Genomic DNA, 23,338 nt, shown 5'->3' with positions numbered 1-23,338 from the left:
TCGGAGCCTCTCACGCCGCATTGAGGGCGCGGATCGTCTCCTCCAGAGCGGAGGAGGTCACGGGCTTCGGGAGGAAACGGCTGCCCGTCGGCATCTCATCGGGCCGGGGAGGTCGGCCGCCCGAAACGATGAGGATTTGGCACTGGGGCAGGCGGTCGCGAACCGCGACTGCAAGCGCGAGGCCATTCATCGCGCCGGGCATGTCGATATCTGTGACCAGCAGCTCGAACCCGGTGCTTTCGTTCAACAGCTCGAGGGCCTGATCCGCGCTGGACGCCTCGGTCAGGCTGTAGCCCATTTCTTCGAGCATTATGGCAAGATCCATTCGGATCAGACCATCGTCCTCCACGAGAAGACTCCGGGGATTTTGATCGTCCATGCCGCGCGCTCCCATGTCCCGGCAGCGCATCGCGTCGCCCGGCAGATAAACCCCGCTCGGGGCAGATCGTTCCTCGGGGACCGGGAGATGAGGCGAAACCGGCATTATATGTCCGGGCAGTCCCGGCAAGGTCGGCATTCCCGACCCGTTTTCGGTGCGCGTCTCGGGGCCTGTCGGCGGCGCCCGGCGCGTCATTTCAGGTGTCGATAGCGATGAGACAATGCCCGGGGCCGGATGGATCGGGTGGTCGTTCATACAGCGGCCCTGAATTGATCGCCGGGGCCGAAAGCGGGTTTCGCCGGTTTCAAGCTGTTGTCCGACATGCTGCGCGAGCTGGTCGCGACGGTTCTCCGGGGCTTGTTGTTATCCGGCGTCTCCTGCCCATGGGCGGGGCCATCCATGCCCGTCGCTTAGCGCCCATCAACGATCCTGCCGCATCGGGAGGCACGCGTTTCGGCCGTTGGATGCCGATTGGGTCCCGCGCTTTGCGCCTTGTTCCGCTCATCCCGCGCGTGCGGCAGCTCGCGGCTTTGTCGCGAAACGATCTTGTGCTTATCTTCCCCCGGTTCGTCCGGCGCCGACATCCCCGCGCCCGCAGGTCGAGCCGGGGCGCCGTTTGGGTGCGCCTCGTTTGTTGGACGAGTTGCCGTGACGTTTCTTTCCCCTGCTACCCCGGATCGCCAGCCATGACACACCGTTCCCCGAACGGCGGCGCCGTGGTGCCCCTGCGCCATGAAGCGGTGCTCGAAGCGGTTGCCGCGATCCGTGCCGCCGGGGTGCTGGGGCGCAGCCCCCGCCGCGCCCGGCTGCTGGAATATCTCGTCGACCGCGAGCTCTCCGGCCATGGCGATGAAATCAAGCCGCATGCCATCGCGGTCGAGGTCTTCGATCGCGATCCACGTCTTGAAACCGGCCGCGCCGGTGTCGTGCGAAGCGAGATCGGCCGGCTGCGCGAGGCGTTGGCCCGGTTCTACGCGCTGGCCGATCCCGAACTGCCGGTGATCGAAATCCCCGATGGCAGCTGCCGTGCGACCCTGCGCCCCGGTCCCGGCGAGGCGGGACCGCCGCCGTCGCCCGGTTGGTGGCGCGTGGCGCTTCTTGCGGGGCTTGTGCTGCTGCTGATCCTGCCGGTCCTCTGGCAGGCGCATCTCCGGCACGACCGGGACGAGATCATCGCGGCCGCCGCGCGGCCCGTCGAAGAGGCTCCCTATCAGGTGCTGCGGGTGGCGGTGCTGCCGCTGCGGGCCGAGGGGCGGCTGGCCGGGCTGGAGGATCTTGCCTTCGGTCTCGCTGCCGAGATCGCCACCGATCTTGCCACCCGTCCCTGGATCGCGGTCAGTGCCCCGTCAGATGCCGCGCGGGCGGCGGAAACCGCCGATTACCTGCTCAGGGGGCGTCTGATGTGGCGCAGCCAGGCCCTGCTGGCCCAGCTCGAGCTCATTTCCTTTCCCGAGCGGCGCACGGTCTGGACCACCTTCCAGCGCGTTGGCGACAGCGCCGAGGCGGTCCGGGCCGTCGAACGTGACGCGGTCGGCCATATCCTCCGGCGGCTCGGGGCGGCGCATCGCATGGGGCCCGATCAGATCGGGCCGCCACCGCCTCGCCAGGGCGCGGGCGGTCTGCCGGAGCTGTCCTGCCTGATGGGGATTCACCGCTATCTGGCCACGCCGGCGGCACCGGCCCATGCCGAACTGGGCCTGTGCCTCGGCCGGCTCGTCGAGGGGCATCCCGGCCTTGGCGAGGCCTGGGCGGCGCTGGCGCTGGTGCGTCTCGACGAGGCCCGGTTCGGGCGCAATCTCAGGTCTGGCACTGATGCGGTTGCCGCGGCCTGGTCCGATGCGGCGCGGGCCAGCGCACAGGCGCTGCGGCTTGCCCCGAAAGGCCTGATGACGCTGCAGGCCGCGGCCATGCTGGCGATCGAGGGGCCGGCCCGCGATCCGGAGAGCTTCCGCTTCCACGCGGCACGGCTGCTCGAGCTTTATCCGCACCACCCGCCAAGCCTCGCGCTGATCGGGTCCCGCATTGCCGCCTTCGAGGGGCGCTGGGACGAGGGGCTGGCGCTGGTGGCGCAGGCGCTGCGGCTCGAACCGGACCCGCCGGGCTGGTTCCATGTCGCGCCGGCCCTCCATGCGCTGATGGGGGCGGATGCGGTCGCCGCGCGGGAGGCGGTGCGCCCGCTCGATCCGTCGGGGTCGCGGGTCGAGCGGCTTCTGGTCGGTCTTGCCGCAGCCCGCAACCGGAGCGCGCCGCCCGAGGCGCAGGCGGGCCTGACCGGGCTTGCCGCATGGACCGCGCCGGGCGGGCTTGCGGCGGCGGATGCGCTCGGCGATGCGCTCGGTGCCGGGGCGGCGGCCTTCGTCCGAAGCCGCGGCTATGCGCCCGCCCTCCAGGCCGAGCTCCTGCGCCAGATCGCGGCCGCGGGTCCGGTCGCGCCCGCCCCCTGAGCCCCTGAGGCCGGACGTCGCCCGATGCCGCAAAAGTGGCGGGCCGGGGCCCCGGGCAAGGCGGCTCCATGCCGCGTTTCAGCGGCGCTGCGGCGCATTGAACTCGGCAATTGTTTGCCTATTATTCTCCCGCTATGGCAGAGTTCTGCGCATCCGGTGTATGACGGTGGCCGGAAACCTGCCTGCGGTCATGCGGAGGAATTGCCGCCGTTGGCAGATGCTCCAGTTTCTGCGCAAGCATCGGGTTTTTCCGGCGTGTTTCTGCCATGCTGCGCCTGCAGGGTGCATGGGGTCGGGACAAACGGAGAGTCTGGTGGCAATCAAGAACGACGAACCTTGGTTAAGGGGTCCATTAATGTTTCCAGACAGTTCCAGTTCTTCGGTGCTTACCGGAGAATCCTGTCCGTCCCGTCGCCGCCTGCTTGCGGCGCTTGCTGGCTCTGCCGCGGTCGCGGCGCTGGGCCTGCCCGGACATGCCGCGGCGCAGGATGCCGCGCCCGAGGCCGAACCCTCCGCACCGGCGCCCGAGGTCGCGCCCGAAGCCGTTCCCGAACCGGCGCCCGAGCCGGTTCCGTTCTCCTTCGACGTGCTGAGCGACCGGATGCAGGCGCTCTCGAAAGAGCCTTACAAGGCCGCCGCACTGCCCGACGGGCCGCTTTCGGGGCTCGATTACGACGCCTATCGCGCGATCCGCTTCCGGCCCGATCATTCGCGCTGGGCCGATGAGGGCACATTCTTCCGTCTGCAGGCCTTCCATCCGGGCTGGCTCTACAAGGAGCCGGTCGAGATCTACGAACTGGTCGACGGCCTCGCCGAGCCGATGCATTTCTCGGCCGCCGATTTCGAGTATGACGGCAAGGCCGCCGACCTGGTCCCGGCCGATTTCGAGATGCCGGGCGTCGCGGGCTTCCGCCTGCATGCGCCCTTCAACCGTGCCGACACCTTCGACGAGGTCGTCGTGTTCCAGGGCGCGAGCTATTTCCGGGCGCTCGGGCAGGGAAATGTCTACGGGCTCAGCGCACGCGGGCTTGCGGTCAACACCGCCTCGGGCAAGACCGAGGAATTCCCCCGCTTCAGCGCCTTCTGGCTGGAACGTCCGGCGCCCGGCGCGACGTCGATGACGATCTATGCCGCGCTCGACAGCCAGTCGCTGACCGGCGCCTACCGCTTCATCGTCACGCCGGGGGTGAACACCGTCATGGACGTGACCGCGCGGCTGTTTATGCGCGAGAATGTCGATCAGCTGGGCATCGCGCCGCTGACCTCGATGTTCCTGCTGGGCGATAACGATCGCGGCGATTTCGACGATTTCCGCCACAGCGTGCATGACAGCGAGATGCTGATCATGAACACCCGGGATGGCGAGACCTGCGTGCGTCCGCTGAACAACCCGCCGCGGCTGGCCAGCTCCTATCTGGCGGCGCAGGACCCGGTCAGCTTCGGCTTGATCCAGCGCAATCGAAGCTTCGACGACTATCTCGATGCGGGGGCGCATTACGAACGCCGTCCCTCGCTGATGGTCGAGCCGGTCGGCAACTGGGGCCGCGGCACGGTGCGGCTGGTCGAGATCCCGTCGGATCTGGAGGCCAATGACAATATCGTCGCCTTCTGGGTGCCCGAGCAACGGGCGCGCAAGGGCGATGCGATGGAATACGATTACCGTCTGCACTGGGGCACCAATCCCCCCGGTGCGGTCGGGACGCGCGCCCATGTGGTGCGCACGCTGGTCGGGCGGGGCGGTGTCGCCGGCGCCGCCGGAAGCCCGGGACTGCGAAAATTCGTGGTCGATTTCGAAGGCGGCACTCTCGGGGAACTTCCGGACGATGCGGACGTTACTGCCGAGGTGTACGCAAGCACGGGCCGGATGGAGAAACCCGTGTTCAGCCGTATCCCGGATACGAATACATGGCGCCTTGTCGTCGACATAACCGCCGATACGGGCGCTCTGGTCGAACTCAAGGCCGAAATTACGGGGTACGGGCAAAACCTGACCGAAACCTGGCTCTACCAATGGATCAACGAATGAGTGCAGATACCACCTTCGATGCGCAGAACGCGATTGCGGTAGAAGGCCCGCATTGGGCTCCTCCGGTCGCTCCCATGGACATGCCCCAGCAGGTGCTGGAGGCGCGGCGCGAGCTGCGCCTGCCGGTCTGGCTGGCCCGCCTGATGCGACCGCTTCAACTGGGCTGACGGCAAACCAGATGTCCCGCATCCTTGCGTCCGGTTTCCGGACCCGTCTGCTGCGCGGCCTCGCGATCGGTTTTTCGCTCGCGGCGGCGTCCGTCGCCGCGTCCCTTCTGGCCGAGGCCTCTGCGCAGGATGGCGTCGACCCTTGGGACATGGCCCGAACCACCCTGATCTTCATCACCACGGCCTGGCTCGCCTGGGGTGCGGCCGGGGCATTTCTGGGGCTGCTCGGCCATCTGCGCCGGGCGCCCGAGCCGCAGCTGAAGCTGCCGCATCAGCCGACCGTGGTGCTGGTGCCGATCTGCAACGAGGACCCGGTGACGACCTTCGCCCGGATCGCCGCGATGGACGTATCGATCCAGGCGGCGGGGCTTCGTTGCGACATTGCGGTGCTGTCCGATACCCGCGACCCGGCCAATGCGGCGCGCGAACGCGACGTCTTCGCCCGGCTGCTGGCCGAGACCGGCGGGGCAGGGCGCATCTTCTATCGCCGCCGCACCGACAATCGCGGCCGCAAGGCGGGCAATATCGAGGATTTCATCCAGAGCTCGGGCGGCGCCTATGAATTCGCGCTGATCCTCGATGCCGACAGCCTGATGGAGGGCGTGACCATCCGCCGGATGATCGCGCGGATGCAGGCCGATCCCCGGCTGGGGCTGTTGCAGACGCTGCCCAAGATCATCGGCGCGGGCTCGCTTTTCGGCCGGGCGATGCAGTTCTCGGCCAGCTTCCACTCGCCGGTCTTCGCGCGCGGACTGGCGCGCCTGCAGGGCAATACCGGCCCGTTCTGGGGCCATAACGCCATGGTGCGGGTGCGGGCTTTCGCCGAAAGCTGCGGCCTGCCCGCGCTGGGGGGCAAGCCCCCCTTTGGCGGCCATATCCTCAGCCATGACTATGTCGAGGCCGCGCTTCTGGCGCGGGCCGGATGGCGCGTGAAGCTCGACGAGACCATCGAGGGCTCGTTCGAGGAGGGGCCGGACAACATCCTTGCCCATGCCAAGCGCGACCGCCGCTGGTGCCAGGGCAACCTTCAGCACATCCGGCTGGTGCTGGCGCCGGGGCTCGCGGGCTGGAGCCGCTTCGTCTTTTTGCAGGGCATCTTCGCCTATCTGGTGTCGCTTTTGTGGGGCGCCTTCCTGATCGCCTCGCTGCTGGCCACCGTCTTCGCGCCCGCGCCCGACTATTTCCCCGAGCCCTACCAGCTTTTCCCGGTCTTCCCGTCGGACCGCACGAAAGAGATCATCACCCTTCTGATCGGCATCTGCGGCCTGCTGCTTCTGCCCAAGCTGTCGATCCTTCTCGGAGCGGTGCTGTCGCGCCGCGCAGAGGGCTTCGGCGGCGGCAAGCGGGCCGCGGCCTCGGTCCTGGCCGAGATCCTGCTGACCTCGCTGCTGGCGCCGCTGATGCTGATGTATCAGTCGCGCGCCGTGCTGCAGGTGCTGTCGGGCCGGGATGGCGGCTGGCCTGCGAACCAGCGCGGCGAAGGCAAGCTGACGCTGTTGCAGGGGCTGCGCGCCGGGCTCTGGATCACCCTGACCGGGGCGGCGGCGCTGGCGCTCGTCACCCGGATCGCGCCCGACCTGACGGTCTGGCTGCTGCCGGTCTGTCTGCCGATGCTGATCGCGCCGCTGCTGATCGCCTGGACCTCGCGGCCGCTGACCCACAGCCTGTTCGCCGTTCCCCAGGAAGCCGAAGCCGCTCCGGTGATCCGGGCCTATCGCGATCTGGTCCGGCGCTGGATGGCCGAAGACGCCAGGAAGGAGGCGGTCGATGTCGCGGCCTGACCCGGTTTCCCTTCCCGGCAAGCGTCCGCGCGACCCCCGGATCGACGCGTTCCGCGGCCTGGCCCTGGTGATGATCTTCATCGACCATGTGCCCGGCAATCCCTACGAGAACTGGACGATCCGCAATTTCGGCTTTTCCGATGCGGCCGAGGCCTTTTTCGTGATGTCGGGCATTGCCGCGGGGCTGGCCTATTCCGGTCGCTTCGCCGCGCCGCAGATCCGGCTGAACGGGCTCTGGGCCGCGATCCGCCCGATCTGGAGCCGGTCCTGGACGCTTTACATCGTCCATGTCCTGCTGAGCGCCTGGGCCATCGCGATCTTCGCCTGGGGCGCGATGGCGCTGGACGTGCCCGAGCTGCTGACCAGGATCAACCTGCGCCAGGTGTTCGAGAATACCGCCCAGGCGCTGATCGGCATTCCGCTCCTGACCCACCAGTTCGGCTATGTGAACATCCTGCCTGCCTATTCGGTGCTGCTGCTGTTCGCGCCGGTGGCGATCTTCGTCGGGATGCGGGCCCCTCTGCTGATGGTCGCGGTCTCGGTCGCGATCTGGTTCGTTGCCGGGATGGGCCGGATCGATCTGCCGAACTATCCCAATCCGGGCGGCTGGTTCTTCAACCCGCTCTCGTGGCAGATCATCTTCGTGCTGGGGATTCTGACCGGCATTCACATGCGCCGGGGCGAACGCTTCGTGGCGCGGCGTCGCTGGCTGTTCTGGTCGGCCCTGGCCTTTCTCGGCTTCGTCTTCCTCTGGGCGCAGATCCCCGCGCTGGGCCAGCCCTTGCATGCGCTGATGCGGCAGGCGGGCGAGGCGGGGCTGCCCTTCCATGTGGTCGGTTTCGACAAGACCTATGTCTCGCTGCCGCGGATGCTGCATGTGCTGGCGCTGTTTTATGTTCTGTCCTGCCTGCCTGTAGTCGTCCGGCTCGCGGGCAGCCGGGTGGCGGCGCCGTTGCGGCTGATGGGTCAGCACGGGCTTCTGGTCTTCTCCTTCGGCACGGCGGTCTCGCTGCTGTTCCAGGTGCTGTTGGCGGGCTATCCCGATATGGCGCTTTTGCCCTGGCTGCTGCCGCCGCTGGGGGTGGCCGCGATGCTGGTCGCGGCAATGCTGGGCCAGGCCGCGCGGCGCGACCGTCGCCGGGTGCCGCTGCCCGTGGTCGATCCGGTGACGGCGCCTGCCGGTCCGCTTCCCCAAGCGGCGGCCGTCGCGGCGGCCGTGCCCTGTCCGGATTGCTCCGCCGATCCGCTTCCGGCGACGACGCTGCCATCCGCCGGGCGTGCGCCGGGACTGCAACCCGCCGAATAGAGGACCCCAATCCCCGGGTGGCCGTGACAGGGCAGAGCGTTCCGCCCGGCTCGCTCCCTCGGTGCTTGTCTTGCCGGTTCGGCGGCTTAAAAGCTGATCGTCGGTCGCCTTTCGGCGGCGGCCTGCCGGTGATCCTCGGCCATCCGGTCCCGCCCGTGGACCGGGCCGGGATGCCGGCGATGCAGATCCGCTTCGTCTTTCGGGGGCCGAGGGACGCCGGACGGGACCGCTCAGCCGCCGAGCACGCGCGGAAGCCACAGCACCAGCGCCGGAAAGGCCAGCAGCAGGCCGACGCGGAAAAGCTCGGCCAGGAAGAAGGGCAGCACGCCCCGGAAGGTCTCGGCCATCGACACGTCGCGGGCCAGGGACGAGATCACGAAGACATTCATGCCGACCGGCGGGGTGATCAGACCCAGCTCGACGACGATGAGGGCGAGGATGCCGAACCAGATCTTAAGCTCCTCGGTGCCCATGCCGAAGCCCGAGCCCTCGGCCATCTGGTACAGCCCGCCATTGACCTCGACCAGCACCGGCCAGAAGAACGGGATCACCAGAAGGATCATCGACAGGCTGTCCATCAGGCAGCCCAGCACGATCAGCGCGGCCAGAAGCAGGACCAGCACCGCGAGCGGTGCAAGCCCGGCGCCCGCGATCCACTCGGCACCCGCCTGGGGCAGGCCCGCACGGGACATGAAGATCTTCATCAGCTCGGCGCCCAGCAGGATCAGGTAGATCATGCCAGAGGTCGCGGCGGTCTCCAGCACCGAGGCGCGCAGGGCGCCGAGGCCGAGCCGCCCGCGCAGCGTGCCATAGGCCCAGACCAGCGCGACGCCCACGGCGGCGCCCGGCGTCGGGTTGTAAAGCCCCAGATAGATGCCGCCGAGCACCAGCGCGAAGATGCCCAGCACCGGCAGCACGCCCATGGTCGCGGCGCGGAACTCGGCCTGTCCGGCCGGGGCATGGGCGGGCCCGGCGCCGGGCCGCAGCGCGACATAGCCCGCGATGGTCAGAAGGAACAGCAGCACCGCAAGCGCCGCCGGCAAGAGCGCGGCCATGAACATGGTGACCACATTGGCCTCGACCAGGATCGCGTAGAGGATCAGCACCACCGAGGGCGGGATCAGGATGCCGAGCGTGCCGCCCGCCGCCAGCGTGCCGGTGGCCAGCGCGCCCGAATAGTTCTGGCGCCGCAGCTCGGGCAGGGCGACCTTGCCCATGGTCGAGGCGGTGGCGAGCGACGAGCCGCAGACCGCGCCGAAGCCCGCGCAGGCGGCGATGGCGGCCATCGCGGTTCCCCCGCGCATCCAGCCGAGCCAGGCCGCACCCGCCCGGAACAGCGCCGCCGACAGCCCGGCATGGCCCGCCAGCGCCCCCATCAGCACGAAGAGCGGCACCACCGACAGGTCGTAGATCGAGAACTGGCCCCAGGCCAGCGTCTTGAGCTGGTTCAGAAGCAGCGCCGGGCTGTTCAGCGCGGCGATGCCGCCGCCACCGACCAGGATCATCGCATAGGCGATGGGCATCCGCCCCGCGATCAGGAGGACCAGCGCGCCAAGCCCGATCAGGCCCAGCATCATCGGATCAGGCATTGCCCCTCCCGCGCGCCGCGGTGGCATCCTCGGCCAAGGTCGCGGCGGCTGCCAGCGCCAACAGCGCCAGCGAGACCAGCACCGGCACGAAGCAGGGCCAGAGCGGGATCTGCAGGATCGCGCTGGTATAGCCATAGGCGTGCTGATCGGCGAGCCCGAGGCTCATGCGCCAGAACAGGATCCCGGCCACGGCAAGGGCGGCCAGCGACCCGGCAAGGCTCATCCGCGCGGTCCAGATCGGTGACGCGCCCATGGTGAAGACATCGGCCGTGACATTGGCGCGGGTCAGCTGGCACCAGGGCAGGAAGGCGAAAACGGCGATGGCGGTGCCGATCTCGGTCAGCTCGAAATCGCCCGGGACCGGATGGCCGACCATCCCGCCGAGGATCGAGGCCAGGTTCAGCCCGACCACGCCCGCCAGCACCAGCCCGCCGAGGATCGCCCAGAATGCGACCGCGGCGGCCAGCGCGCGCCGGGCCATCAGCGGCTCTCGTGGGCGGCGATCGCGGCGCGGGCGCGGGCGACCAGCGCGGCGCCGTCGATGCCGCGGCGTTCCGCGTCCTCGATCCAGCGCTCGACGACCGGGGCGAGCGCCGTGCGGAAGGCCTCGGTCTCCTCGGGGCTCAGGACCTGATGGCTGCGCCCCGCGGCGGTGGTGATGGCGACCCCGGTTTCTTCGGTGCCGCGCCAGATCCGGCCCAGCTCGGCCAGCCATTCCGGGCCCGAGGCCTCGCGGAAGGCGGCCTGGATCTCGGGCGGCAGGCTGTCCCAGCGCGCCTTGTTCATCGACATCTGGAAGGTGGTGGTGCCGAAGCGGGTATGGCTGTCGCCCTCGATCAGCCGGTCGGTCTGGTCCTGCAGCTTCAGCGCGGGCACGATCTCGAACGGCACCAGCGCGCCATCGACCACGCCCTTCTGCAGTGCCTGCGGCAGTTCGGGCACCGGCATCGCCACCGGCACCGCGCCCAGCGCCTCGAGCACCCAGGCGCCGGTGCGCGACGGGATCCGCATCTTCTTGCCCGCCAGATCGGCCGGGGCATGGATCTCGGGACCGCGCAAGGCGATGCCGTTGCCGGCATGCACATGCAGGAACATCACCTCGAGCCCCTTGTAGTCGGGCTTGAGGTCGGTCTCGAACAGATCTGCCAGCGCCAGATTGGCCGCGCCGGGATCGTTCACATAGACATTCGGAAGCTCCATCACCTCGGTCCGGGGAAACAGGCCCGGCGTGTAGCCGTTCACCACCCAGATCAGGTCGACCACCCCGTCGCGGGCCTGGGTCACCAGTTCGGGCGGGCGTCCGCCCAGCGTCATCGAGGGATAGATCTCGATCCTGACCCGGCCGCCCGAGCGGGCCTCGACCGCGCGCGCCCAGGGTTCGAGCGTCTCGGTCTGGGTGGGCGAGGTCGCGGGCAGGAAATGGTGCAGCTTGAAGGTGTAATCCTGCGCCAGTGCCGCGCCCGTGGTCCAGATCGCGGCCGTTGCCGCGGCAAATGCGCCAACCAGTTTTCCGGCCAGTTTTCCGGTTGGCCTTCCGGCGCTGCGTTCCGGTCCCATCCCGTTCTCCCCCCGTCTGCGGCTCCTAGCGGCCGGTCGCCACGGGCCTACACCGGGAGGGAAAACCGGTCAACGCCGCGGGCCCGGGCCGCCCGGTACCCGGCCCGGTGGCAGCCCGCAGCGGGCGCGGGGCATTGACAGCTCGTTGACGCCAAGGGGCGAGGATGGTGCGACGGGGATGACATGACGCCATCGTGAGGCCTTGTGATCGCGCCCGGGAAACACGATCGCGCGGGGGCGCGTTGTCCCCCTGCCGAGCAGAAAGGCAGAAAAGGAGATCCGGATGAGCCGCAAGAGCGAGAAAGAGCAGAGCGAGCGCCGCGCGCCGACGCCGAGGAACGATCGGGGCCTGCCGAGCGCGCCGACGACCTGGCGCTTTACCGACTGGGCCATGATCTGAACGAAAAAGCCCCGCGGCGGCTGCCGCAGGGCTGGGTGTTCATATCTGTGACGGCATTCGGGCCGGTCTGCGCCGCGGGCGCGTCCGGCCCGTCGGGCCTCAGATTTCGGCCAGTTTGGTCGCCGATTCACGGCCGTCGCGGCCGGCTTCGATCTCGAACGACACTTTCTGGCCGTCCTGCAGGCCGGCCAGGCCCGAGCGTTCGACGGCAGAGATGTGCACGAACACGTCTTTCTTGCCGCCGTCCGGGGCGATGAAGCCGAAGCCTTTGGTGGTGTTGAACCATTTCACGGTGCCGGTAGCCATCCCGTGTGTCTCCTCAAGTAATGCCGCTCGCGGAAGTGCAGCGGCCCGGCTCGTCAGGTATCGATCGATGAACTGACAGCCGCTTAAGGGAAGACAGTGGTCGATAGAGATAACGTCGCGCACCGTGCTATGGGGCTTTTCTCGAGTCGCTGCAAGAAAAATTCGCGGCCTTGCCGGGGGGCGGGACGGCCTGTCGCAGAGACGGCCCCCAACGACAAGCTTTGACAACAGGCCGACGAAGTCGGGCCTTCGCGGGCCTGCCATTGCACCCGAACCGGGGCGGAATGCTCGGCGCGGGGGATGAAACCGCGCCATTGCCGCCTGTTATTCTCGCCATCACCTCCTAATTAAGAGACATTGTGGCCGGATTAACCGGAAAAACGCTCCAAGCGGGCAAAACGCTCCAACGGGAAGGTGCATGGCACGGCAAATCGGTCTCTCCGTCCTGCTTCTGGCCGGAACGCTCGCGCTCTGGGTCGCCTTCGTTCCGGGGGCGCGCCCGCTCCTCGACAGGATCGGGATCAGCGCCGTGCTGGGGCTGGCGCCGGCCGGGTCAGATGTGGGCTCCGGTCCCTCGGGGCCGCGCGGCGGGCCTGTGGCCGTCACCGTCGGGGAGGTGGCGCAAGGCCGCATCCGGGACCGGGTGGCCGCCATCGGCGATGGCCGGGCACTGCGCGCGGTCACGCTGCGCTCGAAGGTCACGGGCGAGGTGGTCGGGATCGGTATCCGGGATGGCGAGCGGGTGGCGGCGGGCGATCTGATCGTGCAGCTCGACGACGAGGCCGAGCGGATCGCGCTCGACCGCGCGCAGCTGGTTCTCGAGGATGCCCGCGACGAGGCTGAACGCGTCACCCGGCTGGAAACCACCGGTGCCGTCACCGAGGTCCGGCGGCGCGAGGCCGATCTGGCGCTCCGGACCGCCGAGCTGGAACTGCGCCAGGCCGAATTCGATCTTTCCGAACGCACGGTTTCCGCCCCTTTCGCGGGCTGGGCGGGGGTGCTCGACATCGATGTCGGCGACCGGGTCTCGAGCCAGGACGCGCTGGCCGTCATTGCCGACCGCAGCCGCATCCTGATCGATTTTCACGTACCCGAACGGGTGGTGGGCCAGGTCACTGAGGGGCTGGCCCTGACCGCGCGGCCGCTGGGCATGCCGGGCCGGCTGCTGGAGGGGCGGGTCCATGCCGTCGACAATGCCGTCGACCCGGCCAGCAGGACCCTGCGGGTGCAGGGCGAGCTCGACAATGCCGACGATCTTCTGCGTGGTGGCATGTCCTTCGAGGTGGTGCTGAATTTCGAGGGCGAACCGCTGCCCATGGTCGATCCGCTGGCGGTGCAATGGTCGAGCGCGGGCGCTTTCGTCTGGGCGGTGCGCGACGGCCGCGCGACACGGGTGCCGGTGGCGATCCGTCAGCGCAATGCCGACAGCGTGCTGGTCGAGGCCGATCTGGCGGTCGGCGAGCCGGTGGTGGTCGAGGGGCTGCAGACGCTGCGCGAGGGCACCGAACTGCGCGTCGTCGGGCCGCAGGCGGGGCGGACCCCGCCGCGTCCGGCGCGGGATGCGGGCTAGGGAGGCGCGGCCATGCTGCAGGAAGCATTGCGCGAGGCCGAATCCGGCGGCACGTCGCTGTTTGTCCGGCGTCCGATCCTGGCGCTGGTGCTCAGCGCGCTGATCGTGCTGGCGGGGCTCGCGGCCCTGTTCGGGGTCGAGATCCGCGAGCTTCCCAATGTCGACCGCCCGGTCGTCACCGTCACCACCTATTTCACCGGGGCGGCGCCCGAGACCATCGATCAGGAAATCACCAGCCGGATCGAGGGCGCGGTCGGCCGGGTCTCGGGCATCCGCTCGATCGAGTCGAATTCGCGCTTCGGGCGCAGCCGGGTGACGCTGGAATTCGCCGAGGATGTCGATATCGACGTCGCCGCGACCGATACCCGCGATGCGGTTGCCCGGATCCAGCGCGAGCTGCCCGATGAGGCCGACGATCCGCGCGTGGTCAAGGCCGATGCCGATGCCCAGCCGGTGCTTAGGGTCGCGGTGACCTCGTCGCGGCGCTCGGCCGAGGCGCTGACCGAGATCGTCGAGGACCGGATCGAGGACCGGCTGGTCTCGCTGCCGGGCGTGGCCGATGTGCATGTCTATGGCGACCGGGCGCCGATCTTCCGGATCGATATCGACCAGGCGCGGCTGGCCAGCCGCGGGCTGACGCTGGCCGATCTGGCCGAGACGCTGTCGGATGCGGGTTTCAACGCCGCGGCGGGCGATCTCGAGGGCGGCCGGCAAAGCCTCAGCGTGCGCACCACCGCCATGGTCGTCTCGGCCGAGGCCTTCGAGGATCTGCGCATCGCCCCCAATGTGTTCCTGCGCGACGTGGCGCGGGTCGATCTCGGCCCCGAACCCAACACTTCGGTGCTGCGCGCCAATGGCCGGACCGGGATCGGCATGGGGGTGATCCGGCAGGCGGGCAGCAACACGCTCGACATCTCGCGCGAGGTGCGCCGCACCGTGGCCGAGCTCGACCGCAGCCTGCCCGAGGACATCTCGATCTTCGTCACCTCGGACGATGCGGTCTTCATCAAGGGCGCCATCGCCGAGGTGCTGAAGACGCTGGGGCTTGCCGTCGCCATCGTGGTGCTGGTGATCTTCCTGTTCCTGCGCGATCTGCGGGCGACGCTGATCCCGGCGCTGACCATGCCGGTCTCGCTGATCGGTACGCTGGCCGCGATCTATCTGGCGGGCTTCTCGGTCAACATCCTGACGCTCCTGGCGCTGGTTCTGGCCACCGGCATGGTGGTCGACGATGCCATCGTGGTGCTGGAAAACATCGTCCGCCGCCGGGCCGAGGGCATGGGGCCGCGCGCCGCCGCCGTGCTGGGCGCCAAGCAGGTCTTCTTCGCGGTCGTCACCACCACCGCGACGCTGGCGGCGGTCTTCGTGCCGCTGTCCTTCCTGCCGGGTCAGGCGGGGGGGCTGTTCCGCGAATTCGGCTTCACCCTCGCGATCGCGGTCGGGATCTCCTCGGTCGTGGCGCTGACGCTCTGCCCGGTGCTGGCCAGTCGCATGCTGGCCCGCGCGCCCGGGACCGGGGCGGGCACGGGGGCCAGGATCGGCGCGGCGCTGGCCGGGCTCTACCGCCGCAGCCTCGGCGGCGCGCTGGCGCTGCCCCTCGTGGTGGTGACGGCTGCGCTCCTGTTTGCCGCGACCGCCCTGCTTGTGGCGGGGGGCGTGCGCCAGGAGCTGACACCGCGGGAGGACCGCTCGGTCGCGCTTCTGAGCATCCAGGCGCCGCAGGGCGTCTCGCTCGATTACACACAGGCGAAGATGGCCGCGATCGAGGACGCCATCGCGCCGCTGCGCGCCTCGGGCGAGATCGTCAACATCTTCTCGATCGCGGGCTCGGGCGGCTCGGACAGCCGCGGCTTCATGGTCTTCACCCTCGCCCCCTGGGAGGCCCGCGACCGCAGCCAGGACGAGATCGTGACCGATATCAACACCCGGCTGCGCGAGGTGATCGGGGTCCGTGCCTATGCGATCCAGCCCAATTCGCTGGGCATTCGCGGCGCGGGCAGCGGCATCAGCGTGGCCCTGACCGGCGAAAGCTACGACCGGCTGGCCGAGACCGCCCAGGCGCTGGTCGAGCGGATGCAGGATGACGGCGCCTTCGGCGAGGTGCGGCTCGATTTCGAGCGCACCCAGCCCGAGCTTTTCGTCGAGGTCGACCGCACCCGCGCGGCCGATCTGGGCATCGACATCGCGGGGCTGGGCGATGCGCTGAGGGCCTTCCTGAACGGGCGCAGCGTCGTCTCGGTCTTCGTCGGCGACCAGAATTACGACGTGCAGCTCGTGTCCTCGGCCGAGCCGGTGGACGATCCCGGCGATCTGGAGAACATCTTCGTGAAAAGCACGGGCGGGCGGATGGTGCCGATGTCGACCTTCGTGCGGCTCGAGGAACGCCCCGTGGCGCCCGATCTCGACCGACTGGATCAAAGCCGCGCGGTGTCGATCTCGGCCGATCTGGGGCCGGGCCAGTCGCTGGGCGGTGCCTTCGAGCGGATCGTGCAGCTGTCGGACGGGCTTTTGTCCGATGACAACCGGATCCTGCCCAAGGGCGCCGCGGCCACCATGGACGAGACCAATTCCGGGCTGTTGCTGATCTTCGGCTTCGCCATCGCGGTGGTGTTCCTGGTGCTCGCCGCGCAGTTCGAAAGCTTCATCTCGGCCATCGTGGTGATGGCGACGGTGCCGCTGGGGCTGGCCTGTGCCATCTTCGCGCTGCTCGTGACCGGGCAAAGCCTCAATGTCTACAGCCAGATCGGGCTGGTGATGCTGGTCGGCATCATGGCCAAGAACGGCATCCTGATCGTCGAGTTTGCGAACCAGCTGCGCGACGGGGGCGCGACGGTGCGCGACGCCATCTTCGACGCGGCGACGATCCGGCTGCGCCCGGTGATGATGACCATGGTCTCGACCGTCCTGGGCGGCGTGCCGCTGATCCTGTCCTCGGGAGCGGGGGCCGAGGCGCGCGAGGCGCTGGGCTGGGTCATCGTCGGCGGGCTGGGGCTGGCCACGCTCTCGACGCTTTACCTGACGCCGGTGGCCTATCTTCTGCTGGCGCGGTTCTCGCCGCCCCGGGCCGAGGAAAAGCAGCGTCTCGTGCGCGAGCTGGAAGAGGCGCTGGCAGGATGAGCCCCGGGGCAAGGCAATGGTCCGGGAAGGATGCGGCCCGGGCGGGGGGAAACGCCCGGGCCTTGTCGGCGGCGCGAAAGGCCGGTGAGGGAGCCGGCCCGAGGTGCATCTACGCGGCTCGCCGCCAGACAGTCATCGTTGGAAAAACTCCGGGCATGGCTGCAAGTTCCCGCGTCGATGCGAAAAATCCCGTCGGTGCGGAAAGGGGCGGGGCGCGATGATGGGCGGCTGGGGCGAATTCGCGGCCGCCTATGCGCTGTTCCTGCTGTCGCATGCGCTGCCGGTCCGGCCCGGGGTGCAGGCCGGGCTGCGGCGCTGGTTCGGTCGGAGGGGCTATCTTGCGGCCTATGTCGCGGTGTCGCTGGCGGCTCTGGGCTGGCTGATCGTGGCGGCGGGCCGGGCGCCCTTTATTCCGCTCTGGGCGCCTCTGCCCTGGCAGCTCTGGCTACCCGTTCTGGTCATGCCCTTCGTCTGCCTGTTGATCGCGGCGACGCTTGGCGCCCCCAATCCGCTGAGCTTCGGCGGCGCGGGGAATGCGCGCTTCGACCCGGAGCGGCCGGGCATCGTCGGGCTGACGCGGCATCCATTGCCGGTTGCGCTGACGCTCTGGGCGTTGGCCCATGCCGCGGCCAATCCCGATCTGGCGCATCTCATGATGTTCGGCGGTTTCGCGGTTTTCGCGATGGCGGGCAGCCGGGCCATCGACCGGCGGAACCGCCGTCTGATGGGGGCAGAGTGGGACCGGCTTGCCGCCCGCACCGCGACCCTGCCTTTCGCGGCACTCGCGACCCGGCGCTGGCGCCCCTCGGGGCCGCCGCCTCTCTGGCGGCTCTTGCTGGGCCTTGCGCTCTGGGCGGGGCTTCTCGCCGTCCACCGCCCGGTGATCGGGGTCTCGCCGCTGCCGTTCTAGTCCGCTCAGCGCGCGTCGCGCTGGGCTTAGGCTGGTGCCCGGCCCGGGAAGCCTCGAGAGGCACTCACGCTTCGGCGCCTTCCGGATCGCCGTTGCGAATAGGGCAGGGGTGCTGATGGCGACGCCTATGGTCTCGTGGAGGCCTGCGCAGGCGCTGACCGCATCTGGAGAGGGCTGCCTGCACAGACGCCGTGAGCCCGTCCCGGAGGTTCTCCATGGTCGGGGCGGTCGCTTCAAATCCGGCGGCGGCCGACAGCTTCCATGCGTCTGGTCCCGGATGAAGGACTATTCCGTCCGGGCACAGGCGTGGGGTGTCGCACTTCGTGTCGAGCCAAGCCGGTTGCCGTTGCCTCCGGTCGGGCGAAGGTCTGTATCTGCGTACAGACGCCTTGGCGCCTGCCGCCAGAGATGCGGGACGTGACAGGCCGCGCCCGTTACGGAACCGCGCCGGAAACCGGCAGCCTTATCGCTATTCTGAGAAGGAGACCCTGGAGCGGGCGATGAGATTCGAACTCACGACCCTTACCTTGGCAAGGTAATGCTCTACCCCTGAGCTACGCCCGCATCCATTGGGTAGGCGGGGTGTATAAATTCCGGCGGGGGGCTGCAAGAGGAAAATTGCGTGCTGCCTGCGGCGAGGCTGTCGACGGGACGGATCGCCGCCCAAAGCCCGCATCCGACCTTGCGGTCGGTTCCGGTCATCGAGATTTTCGAGAGAAACTGGAGCGGGCGATGAGATTCGAACTCACGACCCTTACCTTGGCAAGGTAATGCTCTACCCCTGAGCTACGCCCGCATCCATTGGGTAGGCGGGATGTATAAATTCCGGCCGGGGGCTGCAAGTGGAAAAAGCGGCCCGGGGCGGAAAAATCGCCCTGAAGGGGTGCCAGGCCGCAGAGGCGCGGGAGGGGCAGGCCGATAGCGGGGCCGTTCGCGCCCCGAAAGGGCCGCTCTGTTCTGGCCATGCGTTCGGGACCCACGCGTTCGGGCTAGAGGTGGAAGGTCTTCGAAGAGAGGCGCCGGAGGCGGTCCATGATCTTGAGCTTGCCCATGGCGTTCGGCTTCTCCGGCTTCTTCCAAGACTTGCGTTTCTTGCGGTTCGTCCTCCGGACTTCTCCGTTGGGGTTGATCATGCTTCCTGCCTCTGGGGCCGGCAGGAAAAGACCGGGCTCCGAATACAGGAAGTGGTCATGCAGGCCTTCTTGTCCGCGCCGGGCGAACTCGTCGGCGACAGTCCGGATCGGGGTCTCGGCCGCAACAGTGCGCCGCGCGGCTTCCCGCGAGATCACATAGGCATGGGCGCGCCATATATTGTGATCTTTCCCGGCGTCGCGCACGATCCAGCGGTGCCAGAAGCCCACGCCGCATCCGGCCAGAACGCGGTTGACGGTCTTGGGGCGTTGCCGCCGCTTGACGCCGAGATGCAGGATGAAGGAGGCGCCCTGTCGGCCCTGTTCGAAAACGGGCATGAGGATCTCCGGGAGCACGTCAAATGCCCGCGGGTCGGCGGGGCGGGCGTCATCCTCGAAGATCAGGACGAGGGGATGGTCTGAGTTGGCGAGCCATTCCATGACGCGCCTGTGGGACAGCGCGCATCCGACTTCGCCGGGAAGGGGCCTGCGCCCGATGGACCGAACAAAGTGCTCCATATCCGCGATTTCAGCCAGGCGCGCCTCATCGGCATTGCGCAGATCCGATGCGGGCCAGCAGCCCTCGACCCAGTCTGCGGGAAAACCCGCCTGCCTGAGATTGGCGCGGCGCTCGGTCGCGTCGTCGAGCGAGATCAGCGCGACGGGGATGATATCGGTCTTGTCGCTGTCGGTTTCCGCGTCCCGCCAGCTTGCGAGACGCGGCTGGTTCTTCGTCTTTGTCATTCGAATTCGATCAGCAAATCCTTGGCATCGATCTGTTGGCCCGGGGCGACATGGACGGCCTTGATCATGCCGTCGCGTTCGGCGTGAAGGCCGGTTTCCATCTTCATTGCCTCGATGGTCAGCAGCAGATCGCCCTCCTTGACCTCCTGACCGGCCGCCACGGCGACGGTGGCCACAGCCCCCGGCATCGGCGCGCCGACATGGGCCGGGTTGCCAAGCTCGACCTTCGGGCGGCGGGCGACGCTGGCCTTGGCCTTGCGGTTCGGCACCCGGATCACCCGGGGCTGGCCGTTCAGCTCGAAGAAGACCCGCGCCTCGCCATCCTCGGCGGTCTCGCCCACCGCCTGCAGCCGGATCTCGAGCGTCTTGCCGGGATCGATCTCGGCCTCGATCTCCTCGCCGGGCTCCATCCCGTAGAAGAAGGTGCGGGTGGGCAGGGTGCGCACCGGCCCGTATTGCAGGTGCCGCGTGGCATAATCGGTGAAGACCTTGGGATACATGAGATATCCGTTCAGGTCCTCGTTATCGAAGGTCAGGTCCTCGAACTGGGCCTCGAGCTCGCCGCGGATCCTGTCGATATCGGCCGCGGGCACATGCTTGCCGGGCCGGTCGAGGAAGGGCTTTTCGCCTTTCAGGATCTTGTTCCGGATCGCCTCGGGGAACCCGCCCGGGGGCTGGCCAAGATTGCCGCGCATCATGTCGATCACGGAATCGGGGAAGGCCACATCCTTCGACGGGTCCTCGACCTCGGCACGGGTCAGGCCCTGGCTGACCATCATCAGCGCCATGTCGCCCACCACCTTGGAGGAGGGCGTCACCTTCACGATATCGCCGAACATCTGGTTCACCTCGGCATAGGTCTCGGCGACCTCGTGCCAGCGCTCCTCGAGCCCCAGACTGCGGGCCTGGGCCTTGAGATTTGTGAACTGACCGCCGGGCATCTCGTGCAGATAGACCTCGGAGGCCGGCGCCATCAGACCGGATTCGAAGGCCGCATATTGCTGGCGCACGGCCTCCCAGTAGGCCGAGATCTCGCGCACCGCGCCCATGTCGATACCGGTCTCGCGGGGCGTGTTGCGCAGCGCCTCGACGATCGAGCCCAGGCAGGGCTGCGAGGTGCCGCCCGAAAAGCCGTCCATGGCAGCGTCGACCGCATCGACGCCCGCCTCGGCCGCGGCAAGGATCGTGGCCGCGGCAATGCCCGAGGTGTCATGGGTGTGGAAATGGATCGGCAGCCCGACCTCGTCCTTCAGCGCCTTGATCAGTACCGTGGCCGAGGCGGGCTTCAGGAGCCCGGCCATGTCCTTGAGCCCCAGGACATGCGCGCCCGCGGCCTTCAGGTCCCTGCCCATCGCGACGTAATAGCTCAGGTCGTACTTGGCCCGCGCCGGGTCGAGGATGTCGCCGGTGTAGCAGATCGTGCCCTCGCAGACCTTGCCGGTCTCGAGCACCGCATCCATCGCGACGCGCATGTTCTCGACCCAGTTCAGGCTGTCGAAGACACGGAAGACATCGACCCCGGTCTCGGCGGCCTGCTTCACGAAGCCCTGCACCACATTGTCGGGATAGATGGTGTAGCCGACACCGTTGGCGCCCCTCAGCAGCATCTGCGTCATCACGTTCGGCATTGCTGCGCGCAGGTCGCGCAGCCGCTGCCAGGGGCATTCCTGCAGGAAGCGATAGGCCACGTCGAAGGTCGCGCCGCCCCAGCATTCGACGCTGAAAAGCTGCGGCAGGTTATGGGCATAGGCGGGCGCCACGCGGATCATGTCGATCGAGCGCATCCGGGTCGCCAGCAGCGACTGGTGCCCGTCGCGCATCGTGGTGTCGGTGATCAGAAGCTGCTTCTGCGCGGCCATCCACTCGGCCAGTCCCTCGGGGCCGGACTGTTCCAGGATCTGGCGCGTCCCGGGGGCATAGGTTTCGTGCCGGGCGAGCGGCGGCCGCGGGTCGCGCGCCTCGGCCGGGGGCTTGGCCCGGCCGGTCGTCTCGGGATGCCCGTTGACGGTGATGTCGGCGATATAGGTCAGGATGCGGGTCGCCCGGTCGCGCCGTTTCTCGAAGCTGAACAGCTCGGGCGTCTCGTCGATGAAGCGGGTCGAGTATTCGTTGTTCAGGAAGGTCGGGTGCTTCAGCAGGTTCTCGACGAAGGCGATATTGGTCGAGACGCCCCGGATCCGGAATTCGCGCAGCGCCCGGTCCATCCGGGCGATGGCGGCCTCGGGGGTCGGAGCCCAGGCGGTGACCTTCTCCAGCAGCGAATCGTAATAGCGGGTGATGACCGCGCCGGAATAGGCGGTGCCGCCATCCAGCCGGATGCCCATGCCGGTCGCGCCGCGATAGGCGGTGATGCGGCCGTAATCGGGGATGAAGTTGTTCAGCGGGTCCTCGGTCGTGATCCGGCATTGCAGCGCATGGCCGCTCAGATCTACGTCATACTGGCTGGCCACGCCGGTCGCCTCGACCAGGCTCTTGCCCTCGGCGATCAGGATCTGGGCGCGGACGATGTCGATGCCGGTCACCTCTTCGGTGACGGTATGCTCGACCTGGACGCGCGGATTGACCTCGATGAAGTAGAAATTGCCCGTCTCCATGTCCATCAGGAACTCGACGGTGCCGGCGCATTCGTAATTCACCGCCTCGGCGATCTTCTTGCCGAGATTGCACAATGTCTCGCGCTGGGCGGGCGACAGGTAGGGGGCGGGGGCGCGCTCGACGACCTTCTGGTTGCGGCGCTGGACCGAGCAGTCGCGCTCCCACAGATGGTAGATCGTGCCGTGCTTGTCGCCGAGGATCTGCACCTCGACATGGCGCGCGCGGGTGATCATCTTTTCCAGATAGCCCTCGCCATTGCCGAAGGCGGCCTCGGCCTCGCGCCGGCCCTCGCGGACCTTCTCGGCCAGCTCCTCGGGGCCGTGGATCGGCCGCATGCCGCGCCCGCCGCCGCCCCAGGAGGCCTTGAGCATCAGCGGATAGCCGATGTCCTCGGCCTCCTTGGCGATGGCGTCCATGTCATCGCCCAGCACCTCGGTCGCGGGAATGACCGGCACGCCGGCCTTGATCGCGACCTTGCGGGCGCTGGCCTTGTCGCCGAGCGCGCGCATGGTCTCGGCCTTCGGACCGATGAAGGCGATGCCCTCGGCGGCGCAGGCCTCGACGAAGGCGGGGTTTTCCGACAGCAGCCCGTAGCCCGGATGGATCGCATCGGCGCCGGACATCTTGGCGACGCGGATGATTTCCTCGATCGAGAGATAGGCCTGGACCGGCCCCAGCCCCTCGCCGATCTTGTAGGCCTCGTCGGCCTTGAACCGGTGCAGCCCCAGCTTGTCTTCCTCGGCGTAGACCGCGACGGTGCGCTTGCCCAGCTCGTTTGCGGCGCGCATCACGCGAATGGCGATCTCGCCTCGGTTGGCGACGAGAACCTTGGTGAATTCGGTCAAGTTGGGGCCTCCCTGGGGTCGTTCCGGACCGCGATATCGGATCGCGGCTGATTTCTGTCGGTATAAAGCTGCGCTGCGGCGAAGCAAGGGTGAACGGGCCTTCGGGCCATGATGGGACGTGTCGTCCGACCCCGGAAGCGGGCGCGCGGGCGGTCTCGCATGCCCGGCAAAGTCGCGCTTTCCGCGGCCCTTTGTGGCCTCGTTCCCGGGGCGCGGGACCGGGATGCGGCGCGGTCCTGTGGTGCCGGGCGAGGTGCGACATATCCGTCTCGATTGCGAGGCGCCGCCCGATGTGGTCGAGCCCGGGTTCGATGCCCGCCGGTCGTCCCGCGACTCGCTGCCTCGGGCGCTGGTCGCGGTGCACCCGGCCGGCAAGGAGGATCGACATCAATGGCCGCAAGGAACCGGCCGAGTTCCATATGCGTATGGGCGGCGGGGGGCAGTGACCTGACAGTCGATGCCGATGTCCTGG

The 23,338-nt window shown here is 68.5% G+C and carries 15 protein-coding genes and 2 tRNA genes; 8 read left to right on the top strand and 9 right to left on the bottom strand.

The genetic code is table 11. From position 1 onward, the window contains the following. Positions 1-10: 10 nt before the first annotated feature. Complete coding sequence (locus tag A6W98_RS16375; protein WP_042465300.1) at positions 11-379, bottom strand: response regulator; 369 nt, start codon at positions 377-379, stop codon at positions 11-13. 686 nt (positions 380-1,065) lie between these two features. On the opposite strand from A6W98_RS16375, the gene A6W98_RS16370 reads away from it, so the two are divergent. The 5 genes from A6W98_RS16370 (at position 1,066) to A6W98_RS16355 (ending at position 8,103) form a co-directional block, all read left to right on the top strand. Next, entirely contained in the window at positions 1,066-2,823 is a 1,758-nt protein-coding gene (locus A6W98_RS16370; RefSeq protein WP_042463300.1) for a hypothetical protein, read from the top strand. 355 nt (positions 2,824-3,178) lie between these two features. Continuing rightward, positions 3,179-4,849, top strand: coding sequence for an OpgD/OpgG family glucan biosynthesis protein (locus tag A6W98_RS16365; protein ID WP_042463297.1), 1,671 nt, complete (start codon positions 3,179-3,181; stop codon positions 4,847-4,849). Next, positions 4,846-5,016 (top strand): hypothetical protein, encoded by a 171-nt coding sequence (locus A6W98_RS21240; RefSeq protein ID WP_155734830.1) that lies wholly within the window; start codon positions 4,846-4,848, stop codon positions 5,014-5,016. The genes A6W98_RS16365 and A6W98_RS21240 overlap by 4 nt, the downstream gene beginning before the upstream one ends. An 11-nt stretch (positions 5,017-5,027) precedes the next feature. Beyond that, the gene (gene mdoH, locus A6W98_RS16360) at positions 5,028-6,797 is read left to right on the top strand and encodes a glucans biosynthesis glucosyltransferase MdoH (protein ID WP_042463295.1); all 1,770 of its coding nucleotides are present in this window, start codon (positions 5,028-5,030) and stop codon (positions 6,795-6,797) included. Beyond that, on the top strand, positions 6,784-8,103 hold the full coding sequence (locus A6W98_RS16355; protein WP_063490942.1) for an OpgC family protein: 1,320 nt from the start codon (positions 6,784-6,786) through the stop codon (positions 8,101-8,103). Before mdoH ends, A6W98_RS16355 begins: the two co-directional genes overlap by 14 nt. Positions 8,104-8,333: 230 nt before the next feature. On the opposite strand, the gene A6W98_RS16350 is transcribed toward A6W98_RS16355, so the two are convergent. The 4 genes from A6W98_RS16350 to A6W98_RS16335 all read right to left on the bottom strand — a co-directional run bounded on the left by A6W98_RS16350 (position 8,334) and on the right by A6W98_RS16335 (position 11,955). Continuing rightward, on the bottom strand, positions 8,334-9,692 hold the full coding sequence (locus A6W98_RS16350) for a TRAP transporter large permease (RefSeq protein ID WP_042463293.1): 1,359 nt from the start codon (positions 9,690-9,692) through the stop codon (positions 8,334-8,336). Further along, complete coding sequence (locus tag A6W98_RS16345) at positions 9,685-10,173, bottom strand: TRAP transporter small permease (protein ID WP_042463291.1); 489 nt, start codon at positions 10,171-10,173, stop codon at positions 9,685-9,687. The genes A6W98_RS16350 and A6W98_RS16345 overlap by 8 nt, the downstream gene beginning before the upstream one ends. After that, the gene (locus A6W98_RS16340; RefSeq protein WP_081251973.1) at positions 10,173-11,249 is read right to left on the bottom strand and encodes a TRAP transporter substrate-binding protein; all 1,077 of its coding nucleotides are present in this window, start codon (positions 11,247-11,249) and stop codon (positions 10,173-10,175) included. Before A6W98_RS16340 ends, A6W98_RS16345 begins: the two co-directional genes overlap by 1 nt. 499 nt (positions 11,250-11,748) lie before the next feature. After that, entirely contained in the window at positions 11,749-11,955 is a 207-nt protein-coding gene (locus A6W98_RS16335) for a cold-shock protein (RefSeq protein ID WP_042463288.1), read from the bottom strand. A gap of 418 nt (positions 11,956-12,373) precedes the next feature. Here A6W98_RS16335 and A6W98_RS16330 point away from each other — a divergent pair, with 418 nt between their 5' ends. From A6W98_RS16330 to A6W98_RS16320, 3 genes are all read left to right on the top strand, one after another. Next, complete coding sequence (locus A6W98_RS16330; protein WP_042463285.1) at positions 12,374-13,525, top strand: efflux RND transporter periplasmic adaptor subunit; 1,152 nt, start codon at positions 12,374-12,376, stop codon at positions 13,523-13,525. 12 nt (positions 13,526-13,537) lie between these two features. Next, a complete protein-coding gene (locus tag A6W98_RS16325; RefSeq protein ID WP_042463283.1) occupies positions 13,538-16,642 on the top strand; it encodes an efflux RND transporter permease subunit in 3,105 nt (1,034 codons plus the stop codon). A 217-nt stretch (positions 16,643-16,859) separates the two neighbouring features. Then, positions 16,860-17,552 carry an NnrU family protein gene (locus A6W98_RS16320; protein ID WP_319801164.1) on the top strand — a complete coding sequence of 231 codons (693 nt, stop codon included), beginning with the start codon at positions 16,860-16,862 and terminating at the stop codon, positions 17,550-17,552. Between the two features lie 489 nt (positions 17,553-18,041). On the opposite strand, the gene A6W98_RS16315 is transcribed toward A6W98_RS16320, so the two are convergent. From A6W98_RS16315 to A6W98_RS16300, 4 genes are all read right to left on the bottom strand, one after another. After that, positions 18,042-18,116, bottom strand: a tRNA-Gly gene (locus tag A6W98_RS16315). Between the two features lie 157 nt (positions 18,117-18,273). Beyond that, positions 18,274-18,348: transfer RNA gene (locus tag A6W98_RS16310), tRNA-Gly, on the bottom strand. A 193-nt stretch (positions 18,349-18,541) separates the two neighbouring features. Then, positions 18,542-19,426, bottom strand: coding sequence for a glycosyltransferase family 25 protein (locus A6W98_RS16305; RefSeq protein WP_042463281.1), 885 nt, complete (start codon positions 19,424-19,426; stop codon positions 18,542-18,544). Further along, positions 19,423-22,866, bottom strand: coding sequence for a pyruvate carboxylase (locus tag A6W98_RS16300; RefSeq protein WP_042463279.1), 3,444 nt, complete (start codon positions 22,864-22,866; stop codon positions 19,423-19,425). Before A6W98_RS16300 ends, A6W98_RS16305 begins: the two co-directional genes overlap by 4 nt. Positions 22,867-23,338: the final 472 nt, after the last annotated feature.

The sequence above is a fragment of the Rhodovulum sulfidophilum DSM 1374 genome (assembly GCF_001633165.1).
Taxonomy (GTDB): Bacteria; Pseudomonadota; Alphaproteobacteria; order Rhodobacterales; family Rhodobacteraceae; genus Rhodovulum; species Rhodovulum sulfidophilum.
This window is presented reverse-complemented; position numbering and strand designations above follow the sequence as displayed.